At 70.8% G+C, this 20,965-nt stretch carries 17 protein-coding genes; 8 read left to right on the top strand and 9 right to left on the bottom strand.

Annotated elements, in window-relative coordinates; genetic code table 11:
* Positions 1–16: 16 nt before the first annotated feature.
* From AB0N78_RS05705 to AB0N78_RS05720, 4 genes are all read right to left on the bottom strand, one after another.
* On the bottom strand, positions 17–2,626 hold the full coding sequence (locus AB0N78_RS05705) for an FtsX-like permease family protein (RefSeq protein WP_363386861.1): 2,610 nt from the start codon (positions 2,624–2,626) through the stop codon (positions 17–19).
* 23 nt (positions 2,627–2,649) lie between these two features.
* Positions 2,650–3,432, bottom strand: a complete 783-nt coding sequence (locus tag AB0N78_RS05710; RefSeq protein ID WP_363386864.1) for an ABC transporter ATP-binding protein — start codon at positions 3,430–3,432, stop codon at positions 2,650–2,652.
* A 108-nt stretch (positions 3,433–3,540) separates the two neighbouring features.
* Positions 3,541–4,254, bottom strand: a complete 714-nt coding sequence (locus tag AB0N78_RS05715) for a response regulator transcription factor (protein WP_363386867.1) — start codon at positions 4,252–4,254, stop codon at positions 3,541–3,543.
* 10 nt (positions 4,255–4,264) lie between these two features.
* Positions 4,265–5,512: a sensor histidine kinase gene (locus AB0N78_RS05720; RefSeq protein ID WP_363386870.1), complete on the bottom strand. Its 1,248-nt coding sequence runs from the start codon at positions 5,510–5,512 to the stop codon at positions 4,265–4,267.
* 135 nt (positions 5,513–5,647) lie between these two features.
* Here AB0N78_RS05720 and AB0N78_RS05725 point away from each other — a divergent pair, with 135 nt between their 5' ends.
* Complete coding sequence (locus AB0N78_RS05725) at positions 5,648–6,340, top strand: response regulator transcription factor (protein ID WP_263119165.1); 693 nt, start codon at positions 5,648–5,650, stop codon at positions 6,338–6,340.
* 3 nt (positions 6,341–6,343) lie between these two features.
* Complete coding sequence (locus AB0N78_RS05730; RefSeq protein WP_363386873.1) at positions 6,344–7,672, top strand: ATP-binding protein; 1,329 nt, start codon at positions 6,344–6,346, stop codon at positions 7,670–7,672.
* Between the two features lie 2 nt (positions 7,673–7,674).
* Here AB0N78_RS05730 and AB0N78_RS05735 read toward each other — a convergent pair whose 3' ends face one another.
* A complete protein-coding gene (locus AB0N78_RS05735; RefSeq protein ID WP_363386876.1) occupies positions 7,675–8,277 on the bottom strand; it encodes a GtrA family protein in 603 nt (200 codons plus the stop codon).
* A gap of 89 nt (positions 8,278–8,366) precedes the next feature.
* Here AB0N78_RS05735 and AB0N78_RS05740 point away from each other — a divergent pair, with 89 nt between their 5' ends.
* The 3 genes from AB0N78_RS05740 to AB0N78_RS05750 all read left to right on the top strand — a co-directional run bounded on the left by AB0N78_RS05740 (position 8,367) and on the right by AB0N78_RS05750 (position 11,328).
* The gene (locus AB0N78_RS05740) at positions 8,367–9,512 is read left to right on the top strand and encodes a 5-(carboxyamino)imidazole ribonucleotide synthase (protein ID WP_363386878.1); all 1,146 of its coding nucleotides are present in this window, start codon (positions 8,367–8,369) and stop codon (positions 9,510–9,512) included.
* Entirely contained in the window at positions 9,509–10,048 is a 540-nt protein-coding gene (gene purE, locus AB0N78_RS05745) for a 5-(carboxyamino)imidazole ribonucleotide mutase (RefSeq protein ID WP_363386880.1), read from the top strand. Before AB0N78_RS05740 ends, purE begins: the two co-directional genes overlap by 4 nt.
* Positions 10,049–10,122: 74 nt before the next feature.
* Positions 10,123–11,328 carry an acyltransferase gene (locus tag AB0N78_RS05750; protein WP_363386883.1) on the top strand — a complete coding sequence of 402 codons (1,206 nt, stop codon included), beginning with the start codon at positions 10,123–10,125 and terminating at the stop codon, positions 11,326–11,328.
* A 32-nt stretch (positions 11,329–11,360) separates the two neighbouring features.
* Here the strand turns inward: AB0N78_RS05750 and AB0N78_RS05755 are convergent, their stop codons facing one another.
* The 4 genes from AB0N78_RS05755 to rfbB form a co-directional block, all read right to left on the bottom strand.
* Positions 11,361–12,713, bottom strand: coding sequence for an LCP family protein (locus AB0N78_RS05755; RefSeq protein WP_363386886.1), 1,353 nt, complete (start codon positions 12,711–12,713; stop codon positions 11,361–11,363).
* A 311-nt stretch (positions 12,714–13,024) separates the two neighbouring features.
* The gene (locus tag AB0N78_RS05760) at positions 13,025–14,314 is read right to left on the bottom strand and encodes an LCP family protein (protein WP_363386889.1); all 1,290 of its coding nucleotides are present in this window, start codon (positions 14,312–14,314) and stop codon (positions 13,025–13,027) included.
* Between the two features lie 125 nt (positions 14,315–14,439).
* Positions 14,440–15,564 (bottom strand): acyltransferase, encoded by a 1,125-nt coding sequence (locus AB0N78_RS05765; RefSeq protein ID WP_363386892.1) that lies wholly within the window; start codon positions 15,562–15,564, stop codon positions 14,440–14,442.
* A gap of 63 nt (positions 15,565–15,627) precedes the next feature.
* Positions 15,628–16,623 (bottom strand): dTDP-glucose 4,6-dehydratase, encoded by a 996-nt coding sequence (rfbB, locus tag AB0N78_RS05770; protein WP_363386895.1) that lies wholly within the window; start codon positions 16,621–16,623, stop codon positions 15,628–15,630.
* Positions 16,624–16,758: 135 nt separating this feature from the next.
* On the opposite strand from rfbB, the gene AB0N78_RS05775 reads away from it, so the two are divergent.
* The 3 genes from AB0N78_RS05775 (at position 16,759) to AB0N78_RS05785 (ending at position 20,964) form a co-directional block, all read left to right on the top strand.
* Positions 16,759–17,838 (top strand): class I SAM-dependent methyltransferase, encoded by a 1,080-nt coding sequence (locus AB0N78_RS05775; RefSeq protein ID WP_363386897.1) that lies wholly within the window; start codon positions 16,759–16,761, stop codon positions 17,836–17,838.
* Between the two features lies 1 nt (position 17,839).
* Positions 17,840–19,387, top strand: a complete 1,548-nt coding sequence (locus AB0N78_RS05780) for a glycosyltransferase (RefSeq protein ID WP_363386900.1) — start codon at positions 17,840–17,842, stop codon at positions 19,385–19,387.
* 122 nt (positions 19,388–19,509) lie between these two features.
* Entirely contained in the window at positions 19,510–20,964 is a 1,455-nt protein-coding gene (locus AB0N78_RS05785) for a DUF2142 domain-containing protein (RefSeq protein ID WP_363386903.1), read from the top strand.
* Position 20,965 lies beyond the last annotated feature (1 nt).

The raw sequence follows: 20,965 nt of genomic DNA on the forward strand, positions 1-20,965 counted from the left end.
GGCGTCGTGGCGTCGGTCAGGCCTCGGCCAGGGCCGCGACGGGGGGCGTGCGCGCGGCGGACCGGGCCGGGATCACCGAGGCCAGCACCCCAGCGGCCAGCGCGATAGCGACCACCAGCCCCAGGTCGGACCATGGGACGGCCAGGTTCACCGGACCGATCACCGAGAGCACCGAGGCAACCCCGGCCCAGCCGTAGATCAGCCCGAGCAGAATCCCGACCACCGCACCAACCCCGGCGATCAACACGCCTTCGATGGCCAATGACCCGCGCAGCTGTCGACGGGTCAGCCCCAGCGCACGCAGGGTCGCCGACTCCCGTCGCCGTTCGATCACCGACAACGACAGGGTGTTGGTGACACCGACCAGGGCGATCACCACGGCGACGGCCAACAGCCCGATCACCACGGCCAACACGGTGTCGATCGCGCGCTGGTAGGTCGCCCGCTCCACCGCCGCGCCATCGATCGGCACCGCCTGATTCAGGAAGGCGCTCTGCACCTCCTGCACCACCCCGCCGGAGGCGTTGACGTCGGTCAGTCGTGCCCAGGCGATCGACGGTGCGGTGGGGAACCCGAGCTCCGAGGCGGTGTCCGGGGTGACCAACACGGTCCAGTCGTCCAGCCCGGTCAGCCGAACGGTGCGCTGCACGGACTGCTGGCCCAGAGTCAGGGTGACCTGGTCGCCGTCGGCCCAGCCGGTGCTCTCGGCCAGTGTGCTCGGTACCGCGATGGAGTCCGAGCCGACTGCCTGCGCCGAGCCTGCGTCACGCATCAGATCCGCGGCCTGCTCCGGGGTCAGGGACAGTGCCTGGCTCACCACCGTGTTGCCGTTCCCGGTGTCGATGGTCACGTCGGCGGAGGCCAACCCGACCACCGTCTGCACCCCGGTGATCCGGTCGAGCTGATCGACCGCCCCCGCCGGCAGCGGGCTGTACGTGGAGTTGCCCGAGCGGTCCAGCTCCGTCGCGCCACCGACTGCGATATCCACCGGGTAGCGGGCGTCCAACTCCTGGTCCAGCGTGGCGCGGGCGCTGACCGCGCCGGTGCTCATCATCGCCACCAATGTGACGCCGATCAGCAGTGCGGTGCTGGTCGCGGCAGTCCGGGCCGGATTGCGGCCGGTGTTCGCCGCGGCGAGCCGGGCCGGCATCCCCAGGCGTCCGACCAGGTTGCCGACTGCGGCGACCACCTTCGGCATCCAGAACGTTGCGCTGACCAGCAGCCCGACAAAGGACACCGCCCCGCCCAGGATCGACAGACCGAGTCCGGCCAGCAGTTGGGCGACCGTCACGATGGTCACGCCCCCGACGAGCATCGCCGCTCCGCCGACCACCAACAGAATGCTCAACACCAGGCGCATCCGCCCGGCGCGGCTGCGCACGGCGGGGGCATCCACGGGCCGCAGGGCAGCGATGGGGGCGACCCGTGTGGCGACTCGAGCCGGGGTCAGTGCGGCCAGCACCGTGACAGCGACGCCGACCACCACGGGTGCCAGCACACTGGCGAGCGTCAGCTGCACCGAGGACGGCACCGGGAACGGCAGATCCGCCCGGCCCAGCACCCACAGCGTGATCTGCACCAGTCCGGTGCCGACCAGCAACCCCGCCACCGAGGAGATCAGGCCGAGTAGGGAGGCCTCTACCAGCACGGAACGTCGGATCTGTGACCGCACCGCTCCGACGCAGCGCAGCAGCGCCAGGGTGCGGGTGCGCTGAGCCACCAGCACTTGGAAGGTGTTGGCGATCACCAAACCGGCGACCACCAGGGCGATCGCCGCGAAGGACAGCACCACGGCGGTGACCGGCCCGAGTCCGCCTCCGCTCCCCAGCGCCGCCTCGGCGGCCTCCTGCCGGGTGTACACCGCGGAGGTCGATCCGCTGTCATCCAGTGCGGACGTGGGGAGCAGGTCCAGCACCGCGGCGCGCACGGCCGCCGGGTCGGCGTCGTCCCGTAGCGCCAGCATCGCCCACCGAGTGGCGGAGTTCTCCAGCATCGGTGCCCCGTCCACGGCGACCTCGGTGGAGTTCGCCCAGATCAGGGTGTCGTGCAATGTGGCCTCGGCCGCCCCACCCACAGACGCCCACGCGGAGTTCGGGTCGTCAGTGATACCGACGACGGTGATCGACTGCTCAGTCGGCACCGTGATCAGCTCCGCCTCGGAGTCGCTGGCGGGCTCCTGCTCGGCGTACGCGTAGTAGCGGACGGTCACCGAGTCGCCGACGCCAACCTGCAACCGCTCGGCGGTGTCCCCCGGCAGCGCGATCTGACCGTTCTGGGTGGGGAAATCACCGGCCGACAGCTCCTGGCTCTGCAACCGGCTGGAGCTGGCGGTGGGAATCACCGTCTGGCTGACGGCGGTACCACCGCTGCGCAGTTCCACACCGTAGGCCTGTACCTGCGGGTCGACCGCAGCGACACCGGGCAGCGCTCGCAGCTCGGCCAGCTCGTCGTCGGTGAGGTTGTGGGCGGACCGCGCGACCAGATCCGCCTCGCCGAAGGACGCGGTGATCGAGTCGGTGCTGATCGAGCTGATCGCGCTGCCTGCCAGCAGTGTGGCGGCGACAAAGGCGGTGCCGATCAGCACCGCGATGCCGGCCGCGGTCAGGCGGCCGATGCTGCGGCGCATCTGCGCCAGAGTGAGACGGAACATCAGGCGCCCGCCGTCCCGGTGGTCTCCAGCTGGCGCAGCGCGTCCAGACCGGTCAGCACCGCCTCGGGGGTGGGGTCCTGGATGTCACCGGCGATCCGGCCGTCGGCGAGCAGCACCACCCGGTCGGCGTAGGCTGCGGCCGCAGGGTCGTGGGTGACCATGATGATCGTGCGGCCCAGCTCGCGCACCGACCGGCGCAGGAAGGACAGCACCTCCGCCCCGGAGCGGGAATCGAGGTTGCCGGTGGGCTCATCGGCGAAGATCACCTCCGGCTTGGCGATCAGTGCTCGGGCGATGGCCACCCGCTGCTGCTGACCACCGGACAGCTCGGAGGGCCGGTGGCTGAGTCGTTCCCCCAGTCCCAGTGTCTGCACCAGCGTGTCGAACCATGCCCGGTCGACCTTCGCGCCGGCCAGCTCCAACGGCAACAGGATGTTCTGCTCGGCAGTGAACATCGGCAGCAGGTTGAAGGACTGGAACACGAATCCGACCCGGTCGCGGCGCAGCCGGGTCAGCGCGTCGTCGTTCAGGGTGGTGACGTCGGTGTCGCCCAGGTATGCGGCCCCGGAGGTCGCCGCGTCCAGACCGGCCAGCACATGCATCAGCGTCGACTTGCCGGAGCCGGAGGGGCCCATGATCGCGGTGAACTGGCCATCGGCGAAGTCCACATCCACCCCGGCCAGGGCGTGCACCTGGGCAGCCCCACTGCCGTAGGTCTTGGTGAGGGACCGGGCCCGGACGGCCGGTCGGGGATCGGGTGCGGAGAAGGCGGAAGTGTCCATGCCGACGACGCTACGGAGCGGGCAGGCCTCCGGTCGTCAGACCCCGGTCCGGAGTGGATGTCATCCCGGAGTCGGACCCGGACACCGCCGGGGCAGACCACGGTGGGCTCAGTTGCCGGGAACGATCAGCCCGGTCTCGTAAGCGACCACCACCGCCTGCACGCGGTCCCGGGCACCCAGCTTGGCCAGCACCCGGCCGACATGAGTCTTCACGGTGGCCTCGGCGACATACAGCTCCGCGCCGATCTCCGTGTTCGAGCGACCGCGGGCCATCAGCACCAGGACTTCGCGCTCGCGCTCGGTCAGGGTGGCCAGTGCCTCGTGTGCGGCCCCGGCCTCCGGCTGTTCGGCGGGCAGAGCGGTGACCAGGTGTTCCAGCAGACGCCGGGTGGAGGAGGGGGCGATCACCGCATCGCCGGCGTACACGGTCCGGATCGCCTGGAGCATGTCTTCCGGCGGCGCGTCCTTCAGCAGGAACCCACTGGCACCGGCGCGGATCGCGCTCATCACGTACTCGTCCAGGTCGAAGGTGGTCAGCACGATGATCCGGGGTGCCGGGTGCTCCGGGGTGGCCGCGTCGATGATCGAGGCTGTGGCACTCAGGCCGTCCAGCTGCGGCATCCGGACATCCATCAGCACCACATCCACCGGGCCGAGGCTGCGCGACTGCGGGGTGCCGGGGGTCAGGGCGCGGACTGCCTGCTCCCCGTCACCTGCCTCCAACACCACCTCCAGGTCGGGCTGGGAGTCGATGACCAACCGGAAACCGGCGCGCACCAGTTGCTGGTCGTCGACCAGGCCGACGCGGATCGTGTCGCTCATGGGCCTCACCCTAGGCCGCGGGGGCGGCCGGCAGCGGCAGCTCGGCGCGCACCCGGAACCCGCCGCCGGGGCGCGGGCCGCTGCTCACCGTGCCGCCGAACATCGCTGCGCGCTCGCGCATCCCGAGCAACCCGTGCCCCAGCCCGTCGGACTCGGCGGACGCGCCGCGCCCGTCATCGGCGATCTCCACCACCAACGACCGGGCTGCCCACTGGACCAGCACTGTCACCGTGGGGGAGGGACCGGCATGTTTGAGCACATTGGTGAGCGCCTCCTGGCAGATCCGGTACACCGTCAGCCCCATCCCCGGTGGCAGTCGGCGGGCGGTCCCCATCCGCACCAGCGAGGCGCGCACGCCACTGGACCGCACCTGCTCCACCAGCTGTTCCAGATCATGCTCGGCCGGCTGGGGAGTGGAGGGGGCCAGGGTGGACGAGGGGTCAACGGTGGGGATCGCTCCGGTGCGCGGCTCCGGGGGCTCACGCAGCACGCCGAGCAACCGGCGCATATCCGCCAGTGCGGCGCGACTGGTCTCGGCGATCGTGGTCAACGCCCGCACGGCGGCGTCCGGGTCTGCGGCCGCGGCGTAGCGCCCACCGTCGGCCTGAGCGACCACCACGGACAGGGAGTGCGCGACGATGTCGTGCATCTCCCGCGCGATCCGGGTCCGCTCCGCTGCCGCCGCGATCACTGCCTGTTGGTCGCGTTCGGTCTCCAGCCGCTCCGCCCGGTCCCGCAGCGCGGCGATCATCTCGCGCCGGGATCGACGGGTCAGGGCGAACGCCCAGGTGGCCACACACAGCGCGAGCGTGAAACCCCCGGTCAGAATGGTGACGACCACTGCCGAGGCCCTCGACCCGTAGGCCGAGGTGAGCTGCTCGATGCCGAAGATCAGGCCGAGCGTGATCGACCCCAGCGCCGCCGATCCGATGGCCGCTCGATGCGCCCAGACCGGGCCGAACAGCGTCACCGAGTACAGCGCCACCGGCACCGCCACCGCGCCGGGGAAGAACACCGGACCGTTCAGCGGCAGGCACAGCATCCCGAAGAAGAACACCGTCGCCACGGCCACCACCGGGGAACGGCGTCGCCAGCCCAGCGGTACCCACATCCCCGCGGCGAGCAGCGCGTCGACCCTGCTGCCGTTGATCCCCCACGCGACCAGGAGCACCAAGGGGGCACTCAGCGACATCACCACCAGGTCGATGGCGAATCCGTGGCGCTCCTGCCACTGCGTCACGCGCTCCCACCAGCTCACGCCGTCCAGCCTAGGCAGTGCCGACCGACGACCGCGTGCCCCCACGGTCGGAGCCACCGTCCGCCCACAGGGGGAGATCAGAACGTGACCCGATCTCGTGGTGTCCTCGACCCTTCCGTGACCTAACATGGCGGAATGACCCAGGTGCTGCTGGCTGAGGACGATCCCGCGATTGCCGAGCCTTTGGCGCGCGCCCTCGGCCGTGAAGGCTATGACGTGCGGGTGCAAGGCACTGGTCAAGGTGCCATCGATCGGGCCTCCGAGGCCGATCTGGTGGTGCTCGACCTCGGCCTGCCAGATATGGACGGGCTGGATGTGGCCCGGGCGATCCGGAACCAGGGCCTGACCACGCCGGTGCTGGTGCTCACCGCCCGCGCGGACGAGGTGGACTTGGTGGTCGGCCTGGATGCCGGTGCCGATGATTACGTGACCAAGCCCTTCCGGCTCGCTGAGCTGCTGGCCCGGGTGCGCGCGCTGCTGCGTCGCACCGGCCAGGACCCGGCCGAGGAGGAGGAACTGCGCGGGCAGGACGTCCGGGTGGATGTCGCCGCGCACCGCGCCTTCCAGGGCGAGCGTGAACTGCACCTGACCGCCAAGGAGTTCGACCTGCTGCGTGTGCTGGTCGGCTCGGTGGGCACCGTGGTGGCCCGCGAGACGCTGATGCGGGAGGTCTGGGGTTCGGACCCGACCGGTTCCACCAAGACCCTGGACATGCATGTCTCCTGGCTGCGCCGCAAGCTCGGCGACGACGCCAGCTCGCCGCGGTACATCAGCACGGTCCGTGGGATGGGCTTCCGGTTCGAGACCGGAGAGGGCCAGCGGGGCTGACCTGTGCGTCGCCGCGTCCTGCAGGCCACCATCGCGGCCGTCACCGTGGCGGTGGTGTTGCTCGGCTTCCCGCTTGCGTTCATCGGGGCGCAGTACATCCGGGAGACCGAGGTCTCCCAGCTGCAGAGCCGGGCCAGTGATGTCGCCCGGATGATCGACAACCGGATCAGCGAGGGCACCCCGCTGTCCGACGCGATGCTGGAGCCCTACGTCGACCGGGACGGCACCCCGGTGTCGATCTACGTCGTCACCGCCGACGGTGCCCGCTATCAGGCTGGTCCGGAGGTGCCCGCTCGCCCGGAGACCCTGACCGAGACCTCCGCCAACGGGGCCCGGGTGACGCTCTATGCGGAGTGGTGGGATCTGTTCCTGCTCTCCGGGCGGGTGGTCGGGTTGGTGGTCGCGGCCGCGCTGGTCGCCTTCGCCGCCGGCATCGCGATGGCGATCTGGCAGGCCAACCGATTGTCCGCGCCGCTGGTGTACCTGGCCGCCTCCGCCGAACAGCTGGGCTCCGGGCAGGTGCGCCCGCAACTGGAACCTTCCGGAGTGGAAGAGATCGACCTGGTCGCCGCCGAGCTGGCCCGCTCCGCGGACCGGATGGCTGGCCGGCTCGCCGCCGAACGGCAGTTCGCCTCGGATGCCTCCCACCAACTGCGCACCCCGCTCACCGCCCTGTCCATGCGGTTGGAGGAGATCATGCTCGCCACCGATGACGAGGCCGTGCGCGAGGAGGCCCGGATCTCCCTGGAGCAGGTGGAGCGGCTGGTGACGGTGGTCGACGACCTGCTGACCAACTCCCGCCGCGCCCAGGGCGGCACCACCGAGGCGATCCGCCTGCTGGACGTGGTGCATCAGCAGGAGGAGGAGTGGCGTCCGACCTTCGAGGCGGAGGGGCGGCAGCTGGTGATCGACGTCGACCCGGCCGCGCAGGTGTTGGCCACCCCCGGTGGGTTGGCCCAGGTGTTGGCCACCCTGATCGAGAACTCGCTGCGCCACGGCGGCGGCACCACCACGGTGCGCTCCCGCGACGGTGCCTCGGCCCGCGCGGTGGTGCTGGAGGTCGCGGACGAGGGCGAGGGGGTGGACGACGAGTTGGCACCGCGGATCTTCGAGCGGGAGGTCACCAGTGGTGCGGGCACCGGGCTGGGGTTGGCGCTGGCCCGTGACCTGGCGTCGGCGGACGGTGCCCGGTTGGAGTTGGCGCAGCGGCGCCCGGCGGTGTTCGCGCTGTTCCTGACCGGGGTTCCGCGGGCGATGAACCCCGACGTGGTGCTGCCGCGCGGGTCGGTCATCTCCCCGCGCCCGGAGCGCACCCGCCGACGCTGGAGCTGACCTCAGTCCTGCTGTGCGCGGCGCACGTCCTCGGCCACCTCGGCGGGGGTGATGCCGATGATCTCCACCGGGTGCGCGTGGTCCGACCGCTGTCCGATCTGCGCCAACTGGGTCGGCACGGTTGCGGTTCCAGTGAATACGAACGCCTTGTACCCCAGGTAGCGCACGATGGTGCCCAGGGCGATGCCGATCACGTTGGCGATGTTGTCCGACCACGGTCCGGACAGGCCGAGCACGTAGTGGCTGAACGCCAGCGCCCCCACCGTGATCGCGATGCCCACCAGGTTGATCACACCGAAGAGCGCGAACTCCCGGCCCTGGCGGGCGGAGCGCTGGTCGGCGAACGTCCAATACCGGCTGCCCAGGAACGACACCACGGTGGAGATGATCACCGCGACGATCCGGGCGGTGATCGGCTTCTCGCTGAACAGTGCGACCGGGCCGAACCGCAGCAAGTTGTAGGTGCCCATGTCGACCACAAAGGCCACCGAACCCACCGACCCGAACCGGGCCAGCTCCACCACTCGGGCACGGAGGCCGTCGTTCCACCGGTCCCGGAACGACCGCGCGCGGCGCGGCTGTTCCAACAACGACGGGGAGGTCATTCGCACACCGTAGCGCCGTCGGCTGAGTGCCCGCTGAGCCATGGGTGCCTGGACGAACCGGACGGATCGGTCGACTAAGGTGCTGCCTCGTGGCAGCTCCCGTGGTGGCAGTGGTCGGTGGTGGGCAGTTGGCCCGCATGATGGCACCCGCGGCGACCGCGCTGGGCCTGCACCTGCGGGTGCTGGTCGAGGACGCGGTGTCGTCGGCGGCGCAGGTGGTGGTCGACGCCCCAGTGGGGGAGCCCGGTGATCCGGTGGCACTGGAACGGCTGGTGTCCGGAGCCGCGGTGCTGACCTTCGAACACGAACACGTGCCGAACACCCTGCTGACCGAACTGGGTGACCGCGGTATCCCGGTCCACCCAGGCCCTGATGCGCTGGTGCACGCCCAGGACAAGATCGTGATGCGCACCCGGTTGACCGCCCTCGGGGTGCCCTGCCCGCGCTGGGCGGCGGTGGAGTCCGCGGACGGCCTGCGCCAGTTCCTGGACCAGGCCACCGGCGAGCGCGCCGCCGTCGTCAAGACCGCACGCGGCGGCTACGACGGCAAGGGCGTGCGCGTGGTCCGTGACCCCGCCGAGGTGCACGACTGGTTCTCCGCTGCGGCCACCGGCACCGGCGCACCACTGCTCGCCGAGGAGCTGGTGCCCTTCACCCGGGAGCTGGCGGTGCTGGTCGCCCGGCGTCCGTCGGGGGAGGTGCGCACCTGGCCGGTGGTCGAGTCGGTGCAACGCGACGGGGTGTGCGCCGAGGTGATCGCCCCCGCCCCACACCTGGACCCCGCCACTGCCGCACAGGCCGAGCAGATCGGTCGCACTGTCGCTGAGGGGTTGGGCGTGACGGGCGTGCTCGCGGTGGAGATGTTCGAGCTGCCCGATGGCACCCTGCTGGTCAACGAGCTGGCGATGCGCCCGCACAACTCCGGGCACTGGACGATCGACGGCGCGGTGACCAGCCAGTTCGAGCAGCACCTGCGGGCCGTCCTCGACCTGCCGCTGGGTGAGACCGCCGCACGGGAGCCCTGGTCGGTGATGATCAACGTGCTCGGCAGCCAGCACGCGGTGCTGACCGACGCGCTGCCGCTGCTGGGCCCTGGCGTCAAGGTGCACCTGTACGGCAAAGCGGTCCGTCCGGGCCGCAAACTCGGTCATGTCACCGTGACCGGCGATGACCTCGAGTCGGTGCGCGCCCGGGCCCGGGCCGCAGCCGCCACTGTGATGGGAGTGGACGCATGACCCAGCCTCTGGTCGGCATCGTGATGGGCTCGGACTCCGACTGGCCCGTGATGACCGACGCCGCCGACGCCCTCGCCGAGTTCGACGTCCCGGTCGAGGTCGACGTGGTCTCCGCACACCGCCAACCGGACAAGATGGTCGACTACGGGCGCGCCGCCGCCGACCGTGGCCTGCGGGTGATCATCGCCGGTGCCGGTGGTGCCGCTCACCTGCCCGGGATGCTCGCCGCGGTCACCCCACTGCCCGTGATCGGGGTGCCGGTGCCGTTGGCCCGGTTGGACGGGCTCGACTCTCTGCTGTCCATCGTGCAGATGCCCGCCGGTGTCCCGGTGGCGACCGTCTCCATCGGTGGTGCGCGCAATGCGGGTCTGCTGGCCGCGCGGATCCTGGGCGCGGGGACCGACACTGAGGCCGAGCGGATCCGCCGTGCGATGGTGGACTTTCAGGCCGATCTGCGCGCCCAGGCGGATGCCAAGGGGGAGCGGCTGCGTGCACGGCGCTCCGGCGGCGGTCCGTCGATCGGGTTCGGTGCCTGACCGGGATGTGAAGGTCCGGGACGGATCACCGGCTCGACAGGCGGCCCTCAGGACTCGCGCCTACCGTCGAATGAGTGACAGCCGCGACCTCGATCGACCGTGCGCCCCGGGACGCTGATGTCCTCACCGGGACGCTCCCGGTCGTCCGCACCACCGCCGTCCCTGTGCCACGGGGTTCCCGCCTGGTCGCCCTGGACGGGCTGCGGTTCCTGGCCGCCGCCGGGGTGCTGCTCTATCACTTCATCGCCCGAGAGACCGACGCCTGGGGCCGTGACCTGGCCGAGGTGGCACCGGCGCTCGCGCCCACTGCGACCTACCTGTCGCTCGGGCCGGAGCTGTTCTTCGTCATCAGCGGGTTCGTCATCCTGATGACCGCCTGGGGCAGGTCGGTGCCGGACATCATCGGGTCCCGGGTCGGGCGGCTGTACCCGGGCTACTGGGTGGGGGTGCTGGCCACCGGGTTCCTGCTCCTGGTGATCTGGCCGGGCAAGGAGATCACCGGTGGGCAGATGTTGGTGAACCTCACCCTGCTGCAATCGCTGGTCGATGTCGGGCACGTTGACGGGGTGTACTGGACGTTGTGGGTGGAGCTGCGGTTCTACCTACTGATCGTGCTTTTCGCGGCGGTGGGGATCACCCGACGCCGGGTGCTGGCCTTTGCCGCGCTCTGGCCGTTGGCAGCGATGACCGCCCGGGTGCTGGGCTGGTCCGACGCCGTGACCTGGCTGGTCGCGCCGTACGCCCCCCTGTTCGCCGCGGGGATGGCGCTGTACGTGATTCACCGTTGCGGACACACCTGGGCACCGTGGCTGATCGTCGCCGGTAACGCGGTGCTGGTGCTCGCCGCACTGGTGCCGGCCCGGATGGACTCGCTGGGCCGTAACTCGGTGCACGCCCCGACCTCCTGGGGTCTGGCGATGGCGCTGCTGGGCTGTATCGCGGTGGTGGCGATCGTCGCCCTGACACCGGTCAACCGCTGGACCTGGTCCGGATTGACCACCGCCGGTGCGCTGACCTATCCGCTGTACCTCCTGCACGAGTACTGGGGGCTGTGGGTCATCCACCTGCTGCACGATCGGGTGCCGGTCTGGGCGGTGCTGCTCGCGGCCACAGCCCTGTCACTGCTGCTGGCCTGGCTGGTGCACCGGTTCGTGGAGCGGCCTCTCGGCCCCCGACTGCGCCGGGCCACCACCCGGTTCTGCGAGCGGGTGCGCGATGGCGGGCGGCTGGCGTGGCGGAATGGTCGGCGCTGGATCTCCGGGACCGGACTGGCGCACTGACCCCCGCTGCTGAGCAGTCCCCGGGGTGGGACTCAGCCCTGGGGTACCCCGCCGTACACGCCCGGTGCCAGCTCACCGTCCCGGATCTGCTGGAAGAACGTCGGTGTCTGGTCTGGGTCCAGCTGCACCGTCGACCCCACGCCACCGGGTCGGTAGTCCAGGCTCCGGATCGGGGGTGTACCGGTGATGCCGCCCTCGCCGCCCGCGCTGCGGAAGGCCAACGCCAGCTTCGCCACGTCGACGATGTTCGTGCCCTCGCTGGTGGTCAACGCGGCGGTGCCGGCATCGACCAGGTCGACCTGTCGGAATGGGTTCAGCAGCGTGCCCGGGGTGGCCACGGACGTGGTCACGGCGCTGATCAGCTGACGCTGGCGCTGACCACGGCCGATGTCACCGGTGGGATCGGAGTACCGCATCCGGGCGAAGGCCAGGGCGGTCACCCCGTCGGTCGTCTTGCACCCCGGGGCGTCCCAGAACAGCCCGGAGTTGGTGTCCGCCACCGGGAAGGTCAGCGCCGAGTCGTCCAGGCACAGCTCCACGCCACCGACCGCGTCCACCACGCCCTCGACCCCGGCAAAGCCGATCTCCACGTAGTGGTCCACCGTCAGACCGGTCAACTGCTCCACGGTCTGCACCAGCAGCGGTGCGCCACCCCAGGAGAACGCCGCGTTCAACTTGCCGGACTCGAAGCCAGGGATGTCCACATACGTGTCCCGGGGCAGCGAGATGAGCGCCGGCGGCCCGGACTCCGGCACGTGCAGCAGCAGGATGGTGTCGGTGCGGGCACCCACGGTGGTGGTGTCCTCGATCGCGCCGTCCTCGCGCGAGTCCGACCCGGTCAGCAGATACGTCTCGCCCGGGGTGTTCGCCGCGCCGGAGAGCGCATCGACGTGCTGGATCTTCCCGTTCGCCCACACGGCGAGGCCGACCGGCCAGGCGATCACCAGGAGCAGCAAAACCACCAGCACCAGAGCCACCCGACGCCCGCGGCGACGGCGACGGCGCGGAGCAGGGGTCGGCGCGATGGGCGGCGTGAGGGAGTCGTCACCGGGAGCACGCGAGGACCGGTGGGCATCCGATGCCACGGAGCCGTGGGTGGAGCCGGGTCGACCCGGGCCGGTCGGCGTGCTGCGGCGCGCGCCGCTGGCGGCCGGGAGCACGCGGGTGCCTCCGGGCTCAGCCTCCTGGTGTCCGGCGGACGCGGGAGCGGTGGGGGACGAGCTGGCGGAGCGGCGGGGCGGCGCGTCGGCGGTGACCGGGACAGCGGAGCCACCGGTGCGGGCCGAGGTCCGCGCGCCACGGCTGGGTGACTCACCCGGCGTGGACTGGCCCTGGGGGGTGAAGGAGGCGGGGGAGCTGCGTCGAGGCCGCTCACCGGTTGACATGTCGCGGGCGCTCGTGGCCGCACCGGCAGCGGCGGGGCGGGCAGGCCGCGTCCCCGTCGGAGGGGTGCTGGAGTTCGCGGCGCGTCGGGCAGCCGAGTCCGCCGGCGTCTGCCCGGAGGCCGCACCCTCGGGACGACGACCGCTCACCCGGGTGGGCGCGACCGGACGCGCCCGGCGGACCGGCGGCTCGACCGCGGGACCGACCGGACGGGCATCACCAGAGGCCGGTCGAGCACCCGCCTCACCAGGGGTGAAACTGGGCGGGAGCGCACCGTCCTGATCGGGATCGTGCTCGGGGCGACGGGCCACGATCAGCCGCAGACCGCGGTCACGTCATTGGCCGTGAAGCTCTCCTTGCCCGCCTCGCGGGTGGCCTGCGGCGCGGGGGCGCTCACCTCAGCACCGGGGGCCTCGGTGGCCACGGTGCCATCCGAGCCGCCGTCGACCGGGGCCTCGCCGGTGACCGCACCCGCGGCGTCGTCGGTGGCGGCATCGCTCCCGACCCCGGTCATCATCGGCCGGTCGTTGGCGATGTTGTCCCAGATGATGTCCGCCTCATCGGTCCACACGACCCGGTTGGGGTCGCTGGGTGCCGTGGCGAACGGAATCGTCATGAAGGAGATGTTGTCACTGCTGATGCCCCGCAGGCTGTAACCGAGCGCGGCCATGTCGGTGATCGACCCGAATCCGCTGTCCACGGACAGCGAGGCGGTCGCCTGGTCGAGGAACCGGATCAGTTGCTGGACATCCGTCAGCATGTTCTTGGTCAACAGCTCGCGCATCACCCCGGCCAGGAGCTCCTGCTGCCGGCCGAGACGATTGGTGTCCGAACCGTCCCCCACCCCGACGCCGGTGCGGGCCCGGGCGAAGGCCAACGCCTGGGTGCCGTTCAGTCGCTGATTGCCGGCGTTCAGATACAGCCCCGCCTTCGGCGCGGACATGTCGTTGGGGATGCACATCTCCACGCCGTCGAGGGCATCGATCATGTTGACGAACCCGGCGAAGTCCACCACCACAAAGTGGTTGATCGGCACCCCGGTGTTGGTCTGCACCGTGTTCCAGGTACACGCCGCCGCCGACGCCACATCGCCACCGTTGTCCGCACCGATGGAGAACGCCGAGTTGAACATCGTGTTGCGCTGCGGAGCGGTGGTGCTGCCGTCCGACATCGTGCACGACGGGATGTCGACCAGGGAATCACGCGGGATCGACACCAGCTCGACCCGGGTCCGGTCCGCGGAGATGTGCGCCACGATGGACGTGTCCGACCGCATGCCGCCGACATAGCCGCCCAAGGCCTCGTTCTCGCCGTCCCGCTCGTCGGAGCCCAACAGCAGGATGTTGACCGGCTGACCGGCGTTCGGGTCGGCGACCGTGTCCTCGGTCGGGGTCGGCTGGGGGAGCGTGGTCACCAGCGCCCCCACGTCCGAGCTGGCAATGTTGCCGTTCAGCTGCTGGTAAAGCGCCGCCGCACCGGAAGCGCCGAAGGCCATCAACCCGATCGCGGTCAGGGCCACACCGCGCAGCACATGGTGGCTGCGGCGAAGACGCCCGTGGCGGATGGAGCGCGGGCGTGCGGGGGCTGCGTGGCGGCTTGTCACGCGGATGAGCATAGAAGGCGTCGGCGCTGCGACGACGGACCCGGCGGGCGGGGGTCGTGAAGGCCGTGTGCAGAACAGCCGGTCCGCGGCCCGCGGCGGGGCCTCGGTCCCACCTCGGGCGAGGCCTACGCCTCCGGTCGGGGTCGCACGTACTGGCCCCGCATCGCGAGGAACGGGCGTTCGATCGCCGCGTAGGTCAACCAGGACAGCAGCAGGACGGCGGGCAGCACCACCAGGACTCCGGTGGCGAGCGCGGTGGCGACGGGCCCGCCGACCCGGACCCACCAGCCCTCGTGCGCCGCCACGATCGTGATGATCACGAAGTGCAGCAGATAGGCTGAGTAGCTGCGCTCACCGACGGCGGCCAGTGCGGTGGACACCCGTCCGCGCCGGGACCGGAACAGCACGACAGCGCCGACGATGACCGCGGCCCAGGTCAGTCCCTCGACGTCGACCCAGAACACCCGCCACCAGGACGTGGACAGGAAGACCGTCTCGTGATTGGCGACCAGGGCCAGACCGAACACCGCCACCACGCCACCGACCAGGGCCAGCACCGCCGACCGGGTCCGCGGCCCCCGCAGGTACCACCAGCCGGCGAGCATGCCGAGCAGGAACTGGTCCAATCTGCCGACTAGGGAGAAGTACGTGAGCTCGGTGAGGTCGACCTGGTCGGGGGAGACCGCCCACGCCAGGGACCGCAGGACGGCCAGCGCCGCGATCAACCGCAGCAGTGCGGTCGGTCCGCTGCGCTGCAGCAGACGGAGCAGCAACGGGAAGATCACGTAGAACTGCAGCTCCACCCCGACCGCCCAGAACATCGCGCCCCAGACGCCACCGATGCCGACCGGGCCGAAGTTCGCGATCGGCAGCAGTGCTCGCAGGAAGGTGCCCAGGTCGAAGGGCGCGTCGGTGCTCGCCGCTCCGACCAGCAGCACCGTCAGGTAGAGCGGGTACACCCGCAGCAGCCGATTGCGCAGGAACGGCCAGTACGCGACGTCCTTGTCGAGCGTGCCGGTGGTGAAGATGAAGCCGCTCAGCACCAGGAACAGTGCGACCCCGGTGTGCCCCTCCAACAGGAGGGCCAACACCGGATTGTCGGTGTGCAGCCACCGGTCGGGCTGCCACCCCGTCGCCGGGTCGGCGGCCTGCGAGATGAGCTGGATCGAGTGGTAGACCAGCACCAGGACGACGGCGAACGCGCGCAGGTGGTCGACCGGGAACAGGTACGGGCGGTTGTCGCTCTTCATGGCGGGATCGCGCGGCTGCGACCGACGGGCGCGGCACCCCGGCCGGGATGCCGCGCCCGTCGATCAGCGACCGAGCTGGCTGTACTTCGCCTCGGTGGCGTCCTTCTGCGGCCGCCACCACGCCTCGTTCGCCTGGTACCACTCGACCGTGGCGGCCAGGCCGTCGCGGAAAGTGGTGTACCGCGGCGTCCAGCCCAGCTCGGTGCGGAGCTTGGTGGCGTCGATGGCGTAGCGCAGGTCATGGCCGGGACGGTCGGAGACCAGGTCGTAGGCGGAGGAGTCCTGGCCCATCAGCTCGAGGATCAGCTCGATGACGGTCTTGTTGTTCTCCTCGCCGTCCGCGCCGATCAGGTAGGTCTCACCCAGTCGGCCCTTGGTGATGATGTCCCAGACCGCCGAGTTGTGGTCCTCGACGTGGATCCAGTCCCGGACGTTCTCCCCGGTGCCGTACAGCTTCGGCCGGACGCCGTCGATCACGTTGGTGATCTGGCGCGGGATGAACTTCTCCACGTGCTGGTACGGCCCGTAGTTGTTCGAGCAGTTCGACAGCGTGGCGCGCACCCCGAAGGAGCGGGCCCAGGCGCGGACCAGCAGGTCGGAGGACGCCTTGGTGGAGGAGTACGGGCTGGAGGGGTTGTACGGGGTGTCCGGCGTGAACTTCGCCGGGTCGTCCAGCTCCAGGTCGCCGTAGACCTCGTCGGTGGAGATGTGGTGGTACCGCACGTCGTGGCGGCGCACGGCCTCCAGCAGCGTGTAGGTGCCGATCACATTGGTGTGCACGAACGGCCACGGGTCGTGCAGCGAGTTGTCGTTGTGCGACTCCGCGGCGAAGTGCACCACCACGTCGGCGTTCTTCACCAGGTCGTCGACGATGTCGTGGTCGGTGATCGAACCCTTGGCGAAGGTGATCTTGTCCCACACCGGCGCCAGGCTCTTCTCGTCACCGGCGTAGGTCAGGGCGTCGAGGACGGTGACCTCGACCTCGGGGTGCTCGCGCACGACCTGGTGCACGAAGTTGGAACCGATGAAGCCGGCTCCGCCGGTGACGAGCATGCGCACGAGTGTGTCCTCCAGACAGGTCAGAGGGCCCACAGCCTAGCGTCACGGAGCTAGCGTGTGGTGCTACGGCTAGCATGGCGGCTCTCGTGATGGGGCTGCCTGCGGCCTCACCCGCCGGCCCGAGGAGAGTTCTTCTTGTCTCACTACAAGACGACGGTGCAGACCCAGATCCGCAACTCGAGTCACACGATCATCGTGGACATGGTCGGCCCGGACGCCGATGTCCTCGACGTCGGCTGTGCCTCGGGGTACCAGGGCGCCGCGCTGATCGAGCGCGGGTGCCGGGTCAGCGGCGTGGAGATCGACGAGGCCGACGCCGCCGAGGCACGCAAGGTCCTGCGCGAGGTGAAGGTCGCCGACCTCGACCGCACCGAACTGGACAGCCTCTTCGAGCCCGGCAGCTTCGACCGGGTGATCTTCGGTGACGTGCTGGAGCACCTGCGCGACCCGGAGCGCGCGGTCCGTCGCGCGATGCGGCTGCTGCGTCCGGGAGGGTCGGTGGTGATCTCGGTGCCCAACGTGGCTCACGGGTCCGTGCGGCTCGCCCTGCTCCAGGGCAGTTGGGAGTACTCCGACACCGGGCTGCTCGACCGGACGCACGTCTCCTTCTTCACCTACGAGTCGCTGCTGCACATGCTGCGTGAGGCAGGTCTGACCGTGACCGACCTGCGCGCCACGGTCTTCGACCCGCTGGCGACCGAGGTGCCGGTGGACCAGGGCCGCCTGCCCGCCGGTGTCGTGAGCTGGGTGCGCTCGCAGCCCTACGCCGACGTGTACCAGTTCGTCCTGACCGCATCCCCGTCGTCCGAGGTCACGAGCCCGGAGGTGACCACGGTCTCGCCGGCCGACATCCTGCCGGCCCCGACCGACGACTTCGTCGCTGAGGGCGAACTCGTCGAGGCGGCTCTGGTCGCGGCCCAGGACGTGGATTCGGCGGCGGCCCAGCTGCTCGACCTGCGGCACCGCCTGGTGGTCGCGCGCGACCATGCGGTCGGGCAGGAGGCGGAGCTCGCGAACCTGCGTGAACACCTCGCCCATCAGCAGGGCACGCTCGACTTCCTGAACGAGGAACTGCACAAGTCGCATGTCGACGCGCAGGGCGCTCACGCGGGGTGGGCACGGGCGAACGAGGAGGTCCAGGCGCTGCAGCACAAGCTGGACAGCGGGCCGGCCGCGCTGGCCCGCCGTGCGGCTCGCCGGGCTCGGGGCAACTGAGATGACGCAACGGCCCTTCTTCTCCGTGGTGACCCCGGTCTACGACCCGCCGGTGCAGGTGCTGACCGAGATGATTGCCTCGGTCACCGGTCAGTCGGATGCGGACCTGGAACTCGTCCTGGTGGACGACCGCTCCACCCGGGACGAGGTCCGGGCCTGCCTGCGCGACCACGCCGAGCAGGACCCTCGGATCCGGGTGATCGAGCGTGCGCAGGGCGGTGGCATCGTCGCGGCGTCCAACGACGCGGTGGCCGCCGCACGGGGAGAGTTCCTCGTGCTGGTGGATCACGACGACCTGTTGACCCCCGACGCGCTGGCGGTCGTCCGGTCCGCGGTCGAGGCACACCCGGACGCGGACTACCTCTACTCCGACGAGGACAAGCTCGGCGAGGACGGACAGTTCTACGACCACGACCGCAAGCCGGACTGGTCGCCGGAGCGCCTGCGCGGCCACATGTACACCGGGCACCTGTCGGTGATGCGGACCGCGCTGGTACGGGAGCTCGGCGGCTTCCGCGTGGGGTTCGACGGCTCGCAGGACCACGATCTCGCGCTGCGGGTCTCGGAGGCCGCGCGCGAGGTGCACCACATCCCCGAGGTGCTCTACCACTGGCGCGTGGTCCCCGGCTCGGCGGCGGGTGATGCGGCGGCCAAGCCGTACGCCTGGGACGCGGGCGTCCGTGCCGTGCAGGAACACCTGGACCGGACGGGTGTGGCCGCTGTCGCCGACAAGGGGTGGCTGGGCAGCACGTACCGCGTACGACGCTGGGCGGACCCGAATGTCCTGGTGAGCGTGGTGATCGCCACCGATGGTGCCGTCGGCCGGATCTGGGGTCAGGACCGGGTGTTCGTGGTCGACGCGGTGCGGTCGTTGCTCTCGCGTGCGGGCCATCCGCGGTTCGAGCTGATCGTCGTCCACACCCCCGCGACGCCCGACACCGTGCTGTCCGCGTTGGCAGACCTCGCGGGTGACCGGTTGCGCCTGGTGGAGTCCGCGCCCGGGGTCAGCACGGCCGCCGCCGCCAACCTGGGCGTCCTCAGGGCGGCGGGATCGGTGTTGGTCCTGCTCGATCAGCGTTCCGAGGTGCGGTCGGAGAACCTGCTCACCGAGCTGATCGCCCCCCTCGACGAGGGCGGTGTCGGAGCGGTGGGAGCCCGCACTCTCGGCGAGGACGGGCGGCTGCGTCACGCCGGATGGGTGCATGTGGACCGCACCATGGAGCCCTTTGCGTGGGGGCGGCGCCCGGAGGAGCACGGTCCGTTCGCCGCGTTGCAGGTGGCCCGTGAGGCGAGCGCGCTGGGCGATGGCGTGCTGGCCGTGCGCCGGGAGGACTTCCTCGAGGCCGGCGGCCTGAACGAGACTGCTCTGGGCTCCCTGGCGGACGTCGATCTGTCCTTGAAGCTGCGGGCCGGCGGTCTGCGGGCGATCTGGCAGCCCGAGGCCCAGGTCTACCGCTTCGGGTCCACGCCGCAGGACCAGGACCGTCGGGTGTTCGACGCGCGCTGGGGTTCGGTCCTCGACGATCCGTATCTGCCGGGCGCGCGGTGAGCCGGACACCGACGGACACGGCTCTTCAGCACTGGAAGGCGGGGCTGGCGGCCGTGCGGCCGGGGATGGGTCGCGCCGGGACTTGGGCAATCACCGCGGTCGGATCCGTCTGGGCGACGGCGGTGATCGCCGTGGTGTTCGCGGCGCAGGCGGGCCTGCTCGCGATCACCATGGGCGAGTCGTTGTACGACGAGCCGTATCACCTCAAGGCGATCCGCTACTTCGCCCACGGCGGCTCGCCGTGGGGGGCTCAGCCCGACACCCTGGTCGGTGTCGGTGACGTCGAACGCTACGGCTCCTATCTGTACCACTGGCTGCTCAGCTACCCGTGGCGGTGGAGTGCGGGCCTGGGATTCGAGGACCAGCGCGTGGTGGTGCGGTTGGTCACGGTCGGGATAGTCACCGGAGCCCTGTTCGCCATTCGGCGGCTCGGGCGGGTGATGGGGCTGTCCGGGTTGGCGTCGAACGTCGTGGTGCTGCTCGTCGCCGCGGTGCCGATGACCACATTCCTCGCCGCGACCGTCAACTACGACAATCTGGCCTTCCTCCTGCTGCCGCTGATGTGGATCCCGGCCGTGCGGCTGCTGCGTGCGGACCGGATCGACGGCTACGCCTGGGCCCTGTTCCTGATGGCGGCGGCGGCGCTGTCGATCTCGAAGTACACGATGCTGCCCCTGATCGCCGTGACAGGCATCGGCGTCCTGGTGGCACAGGCTCGGGTGCTGGTGCGTCGACGCGGGCGGGCTCTGAGTCGGTGGCGATGGCGGACCGGCCCGATCGCCGCGACGGTGGGCGCCCTGGTGGCCGTGGCCGCGGTGGTGGAGCGGTACGTCCTGAACGTGGTCCGGTACGGGACGGTGCAGCCGGACTGCGCCGATGTGCAGTCCGTGTCGATCTGCATGACCTGGGGCCCGTGGGGCCGGAACTTCGAGTTGGACGCCGCCTACCCCGACGACCCGTTCTCCGTGGCGGGGCTGTTCGACTTCGTCACCCATGACTGGCTGCCCGGGATGATGACGAGCTGGACCCTCTTCCCGGTGCGGGCCGACGATGCCGTCTCCGCCACGAACGGGGCCCACGTGCTGGGCACGATCCTCGTCATCGCCGTGGTCGGGGTGCTGGCGCTGCCGGTCCTGGGGCCGCGCGCCGCTCTGGCCCGTCCGGCCGGTCTGACCCTGCTCCTGGCGAGCGGGGGCTATCTTGCCGCGCTGCTGGTGGAGAACTACGCCGCCGTGCGCGAACTCGGTGAGGTGCTCGGCGTCCAGGGCCGCTACCTGCAGCCGCTCCTGGCTCCGATCCTGATCCTGGCGGCGCGATCGCTCACGATGATCCTGGCGGCGAACGGCCGTGGGGTAGGGATCGCGATGCGCTGGGGCGGCGCCGTGCTGCTCGCGGTCGGTCTGAGCCAGACAGCGGGCCTGATCGGTGTCCTCGCCCGATCGGACACCGCGTGGTTCCGGGACACCGGTGCGACCGGGGTGATCGAGCACCTGCGAGACAGTGCGCAAGCGATGGTGCTCGACGACGAGCTCATCCCCGATCTTCGGCGGCTCGCCGTCGATCCCGAGGGTGGGTGAG

Source organism: Cellulomonas sp. NPDC089187 (assembly GCF_040685135.1).
Classification (GTDB): Bacteria; Actinomycetota; Actinomycetes; order Actinomycetales; family Cellulomonadaceae; genus Cellulomonas.

What these genes read in the sequence shown, in the direction of transcription:
- AB0N78_RS05705 (WP_363386861.1), bottom strand. Translation starts at nt 2,626, where the DNA reads ATGCGCCGCAGCATCGGCCGCCTGACCGCGGCCGGCATCGCGGTGCTG.
- AB0N78_RS05710 (WP_363386864.1), bottom strand. Translation starts at nt 3,432, where the DNA reads ATGGACACTTCCGCCTTCTCCGCACCCGATCCCCGACCGGCCGTCCGG.
- AB0N78_RS05715 (WP_363386867.1), bottom strand. Translation starts at nt 4,254, where the DNA reads ATGAGCGACACGATCCGCGTCGGCCTGGTCGACGACCAGCAACTGGTG.
- AB0N78_RS05725 (WP_263119165.1), top strand. Translation starts at nt 5,648, where the DNA reads ATGACCCAGGTGCTGCTGGCTGAGGACGATCCCGCGATTGCCGAGCCT.
- AB0N78_RS05735 (WP_363386876.1), bottom strand. Translation starts at nt 8,277, where the DNA reads ATGACCTCCCCGTCGTTGTTGGAACAGCCGCGCCGCGCGCGGTCGTTC.
- purE (WP_363386880.1), top strand. Translation starts at nt 9,509, where the DNA reads ATGACCCAGCCTCTGGTCGGCATCGTGATGGGCTCGGACTCCGACTGG.
- AB0N78_RS05755 (WP_363386886.1), bottom strand. Translation starts at nt 12,713, where the DNA reads ATGTCAACCGGTGAGCGGCCTCGACGCAGCTCCCCCGCCTCCTTCACC.
- AB0N78_RS05765 (WP_363386892.1), bottom strand. Translation starts at nt 15,564, where the DNA reads ATGAAGAGCGACAACCGCCCGTACCTGTTCCCGGTCGACCACCTGCGC.
- AB0N78_RS05780 (WP_363386900.1), top strand. Translation starts at nt 17,840, where the DNA reads ATGACGCAACGGCCCTTCTTCTCCGTGGTGACCCCGGTCTACGACCCG.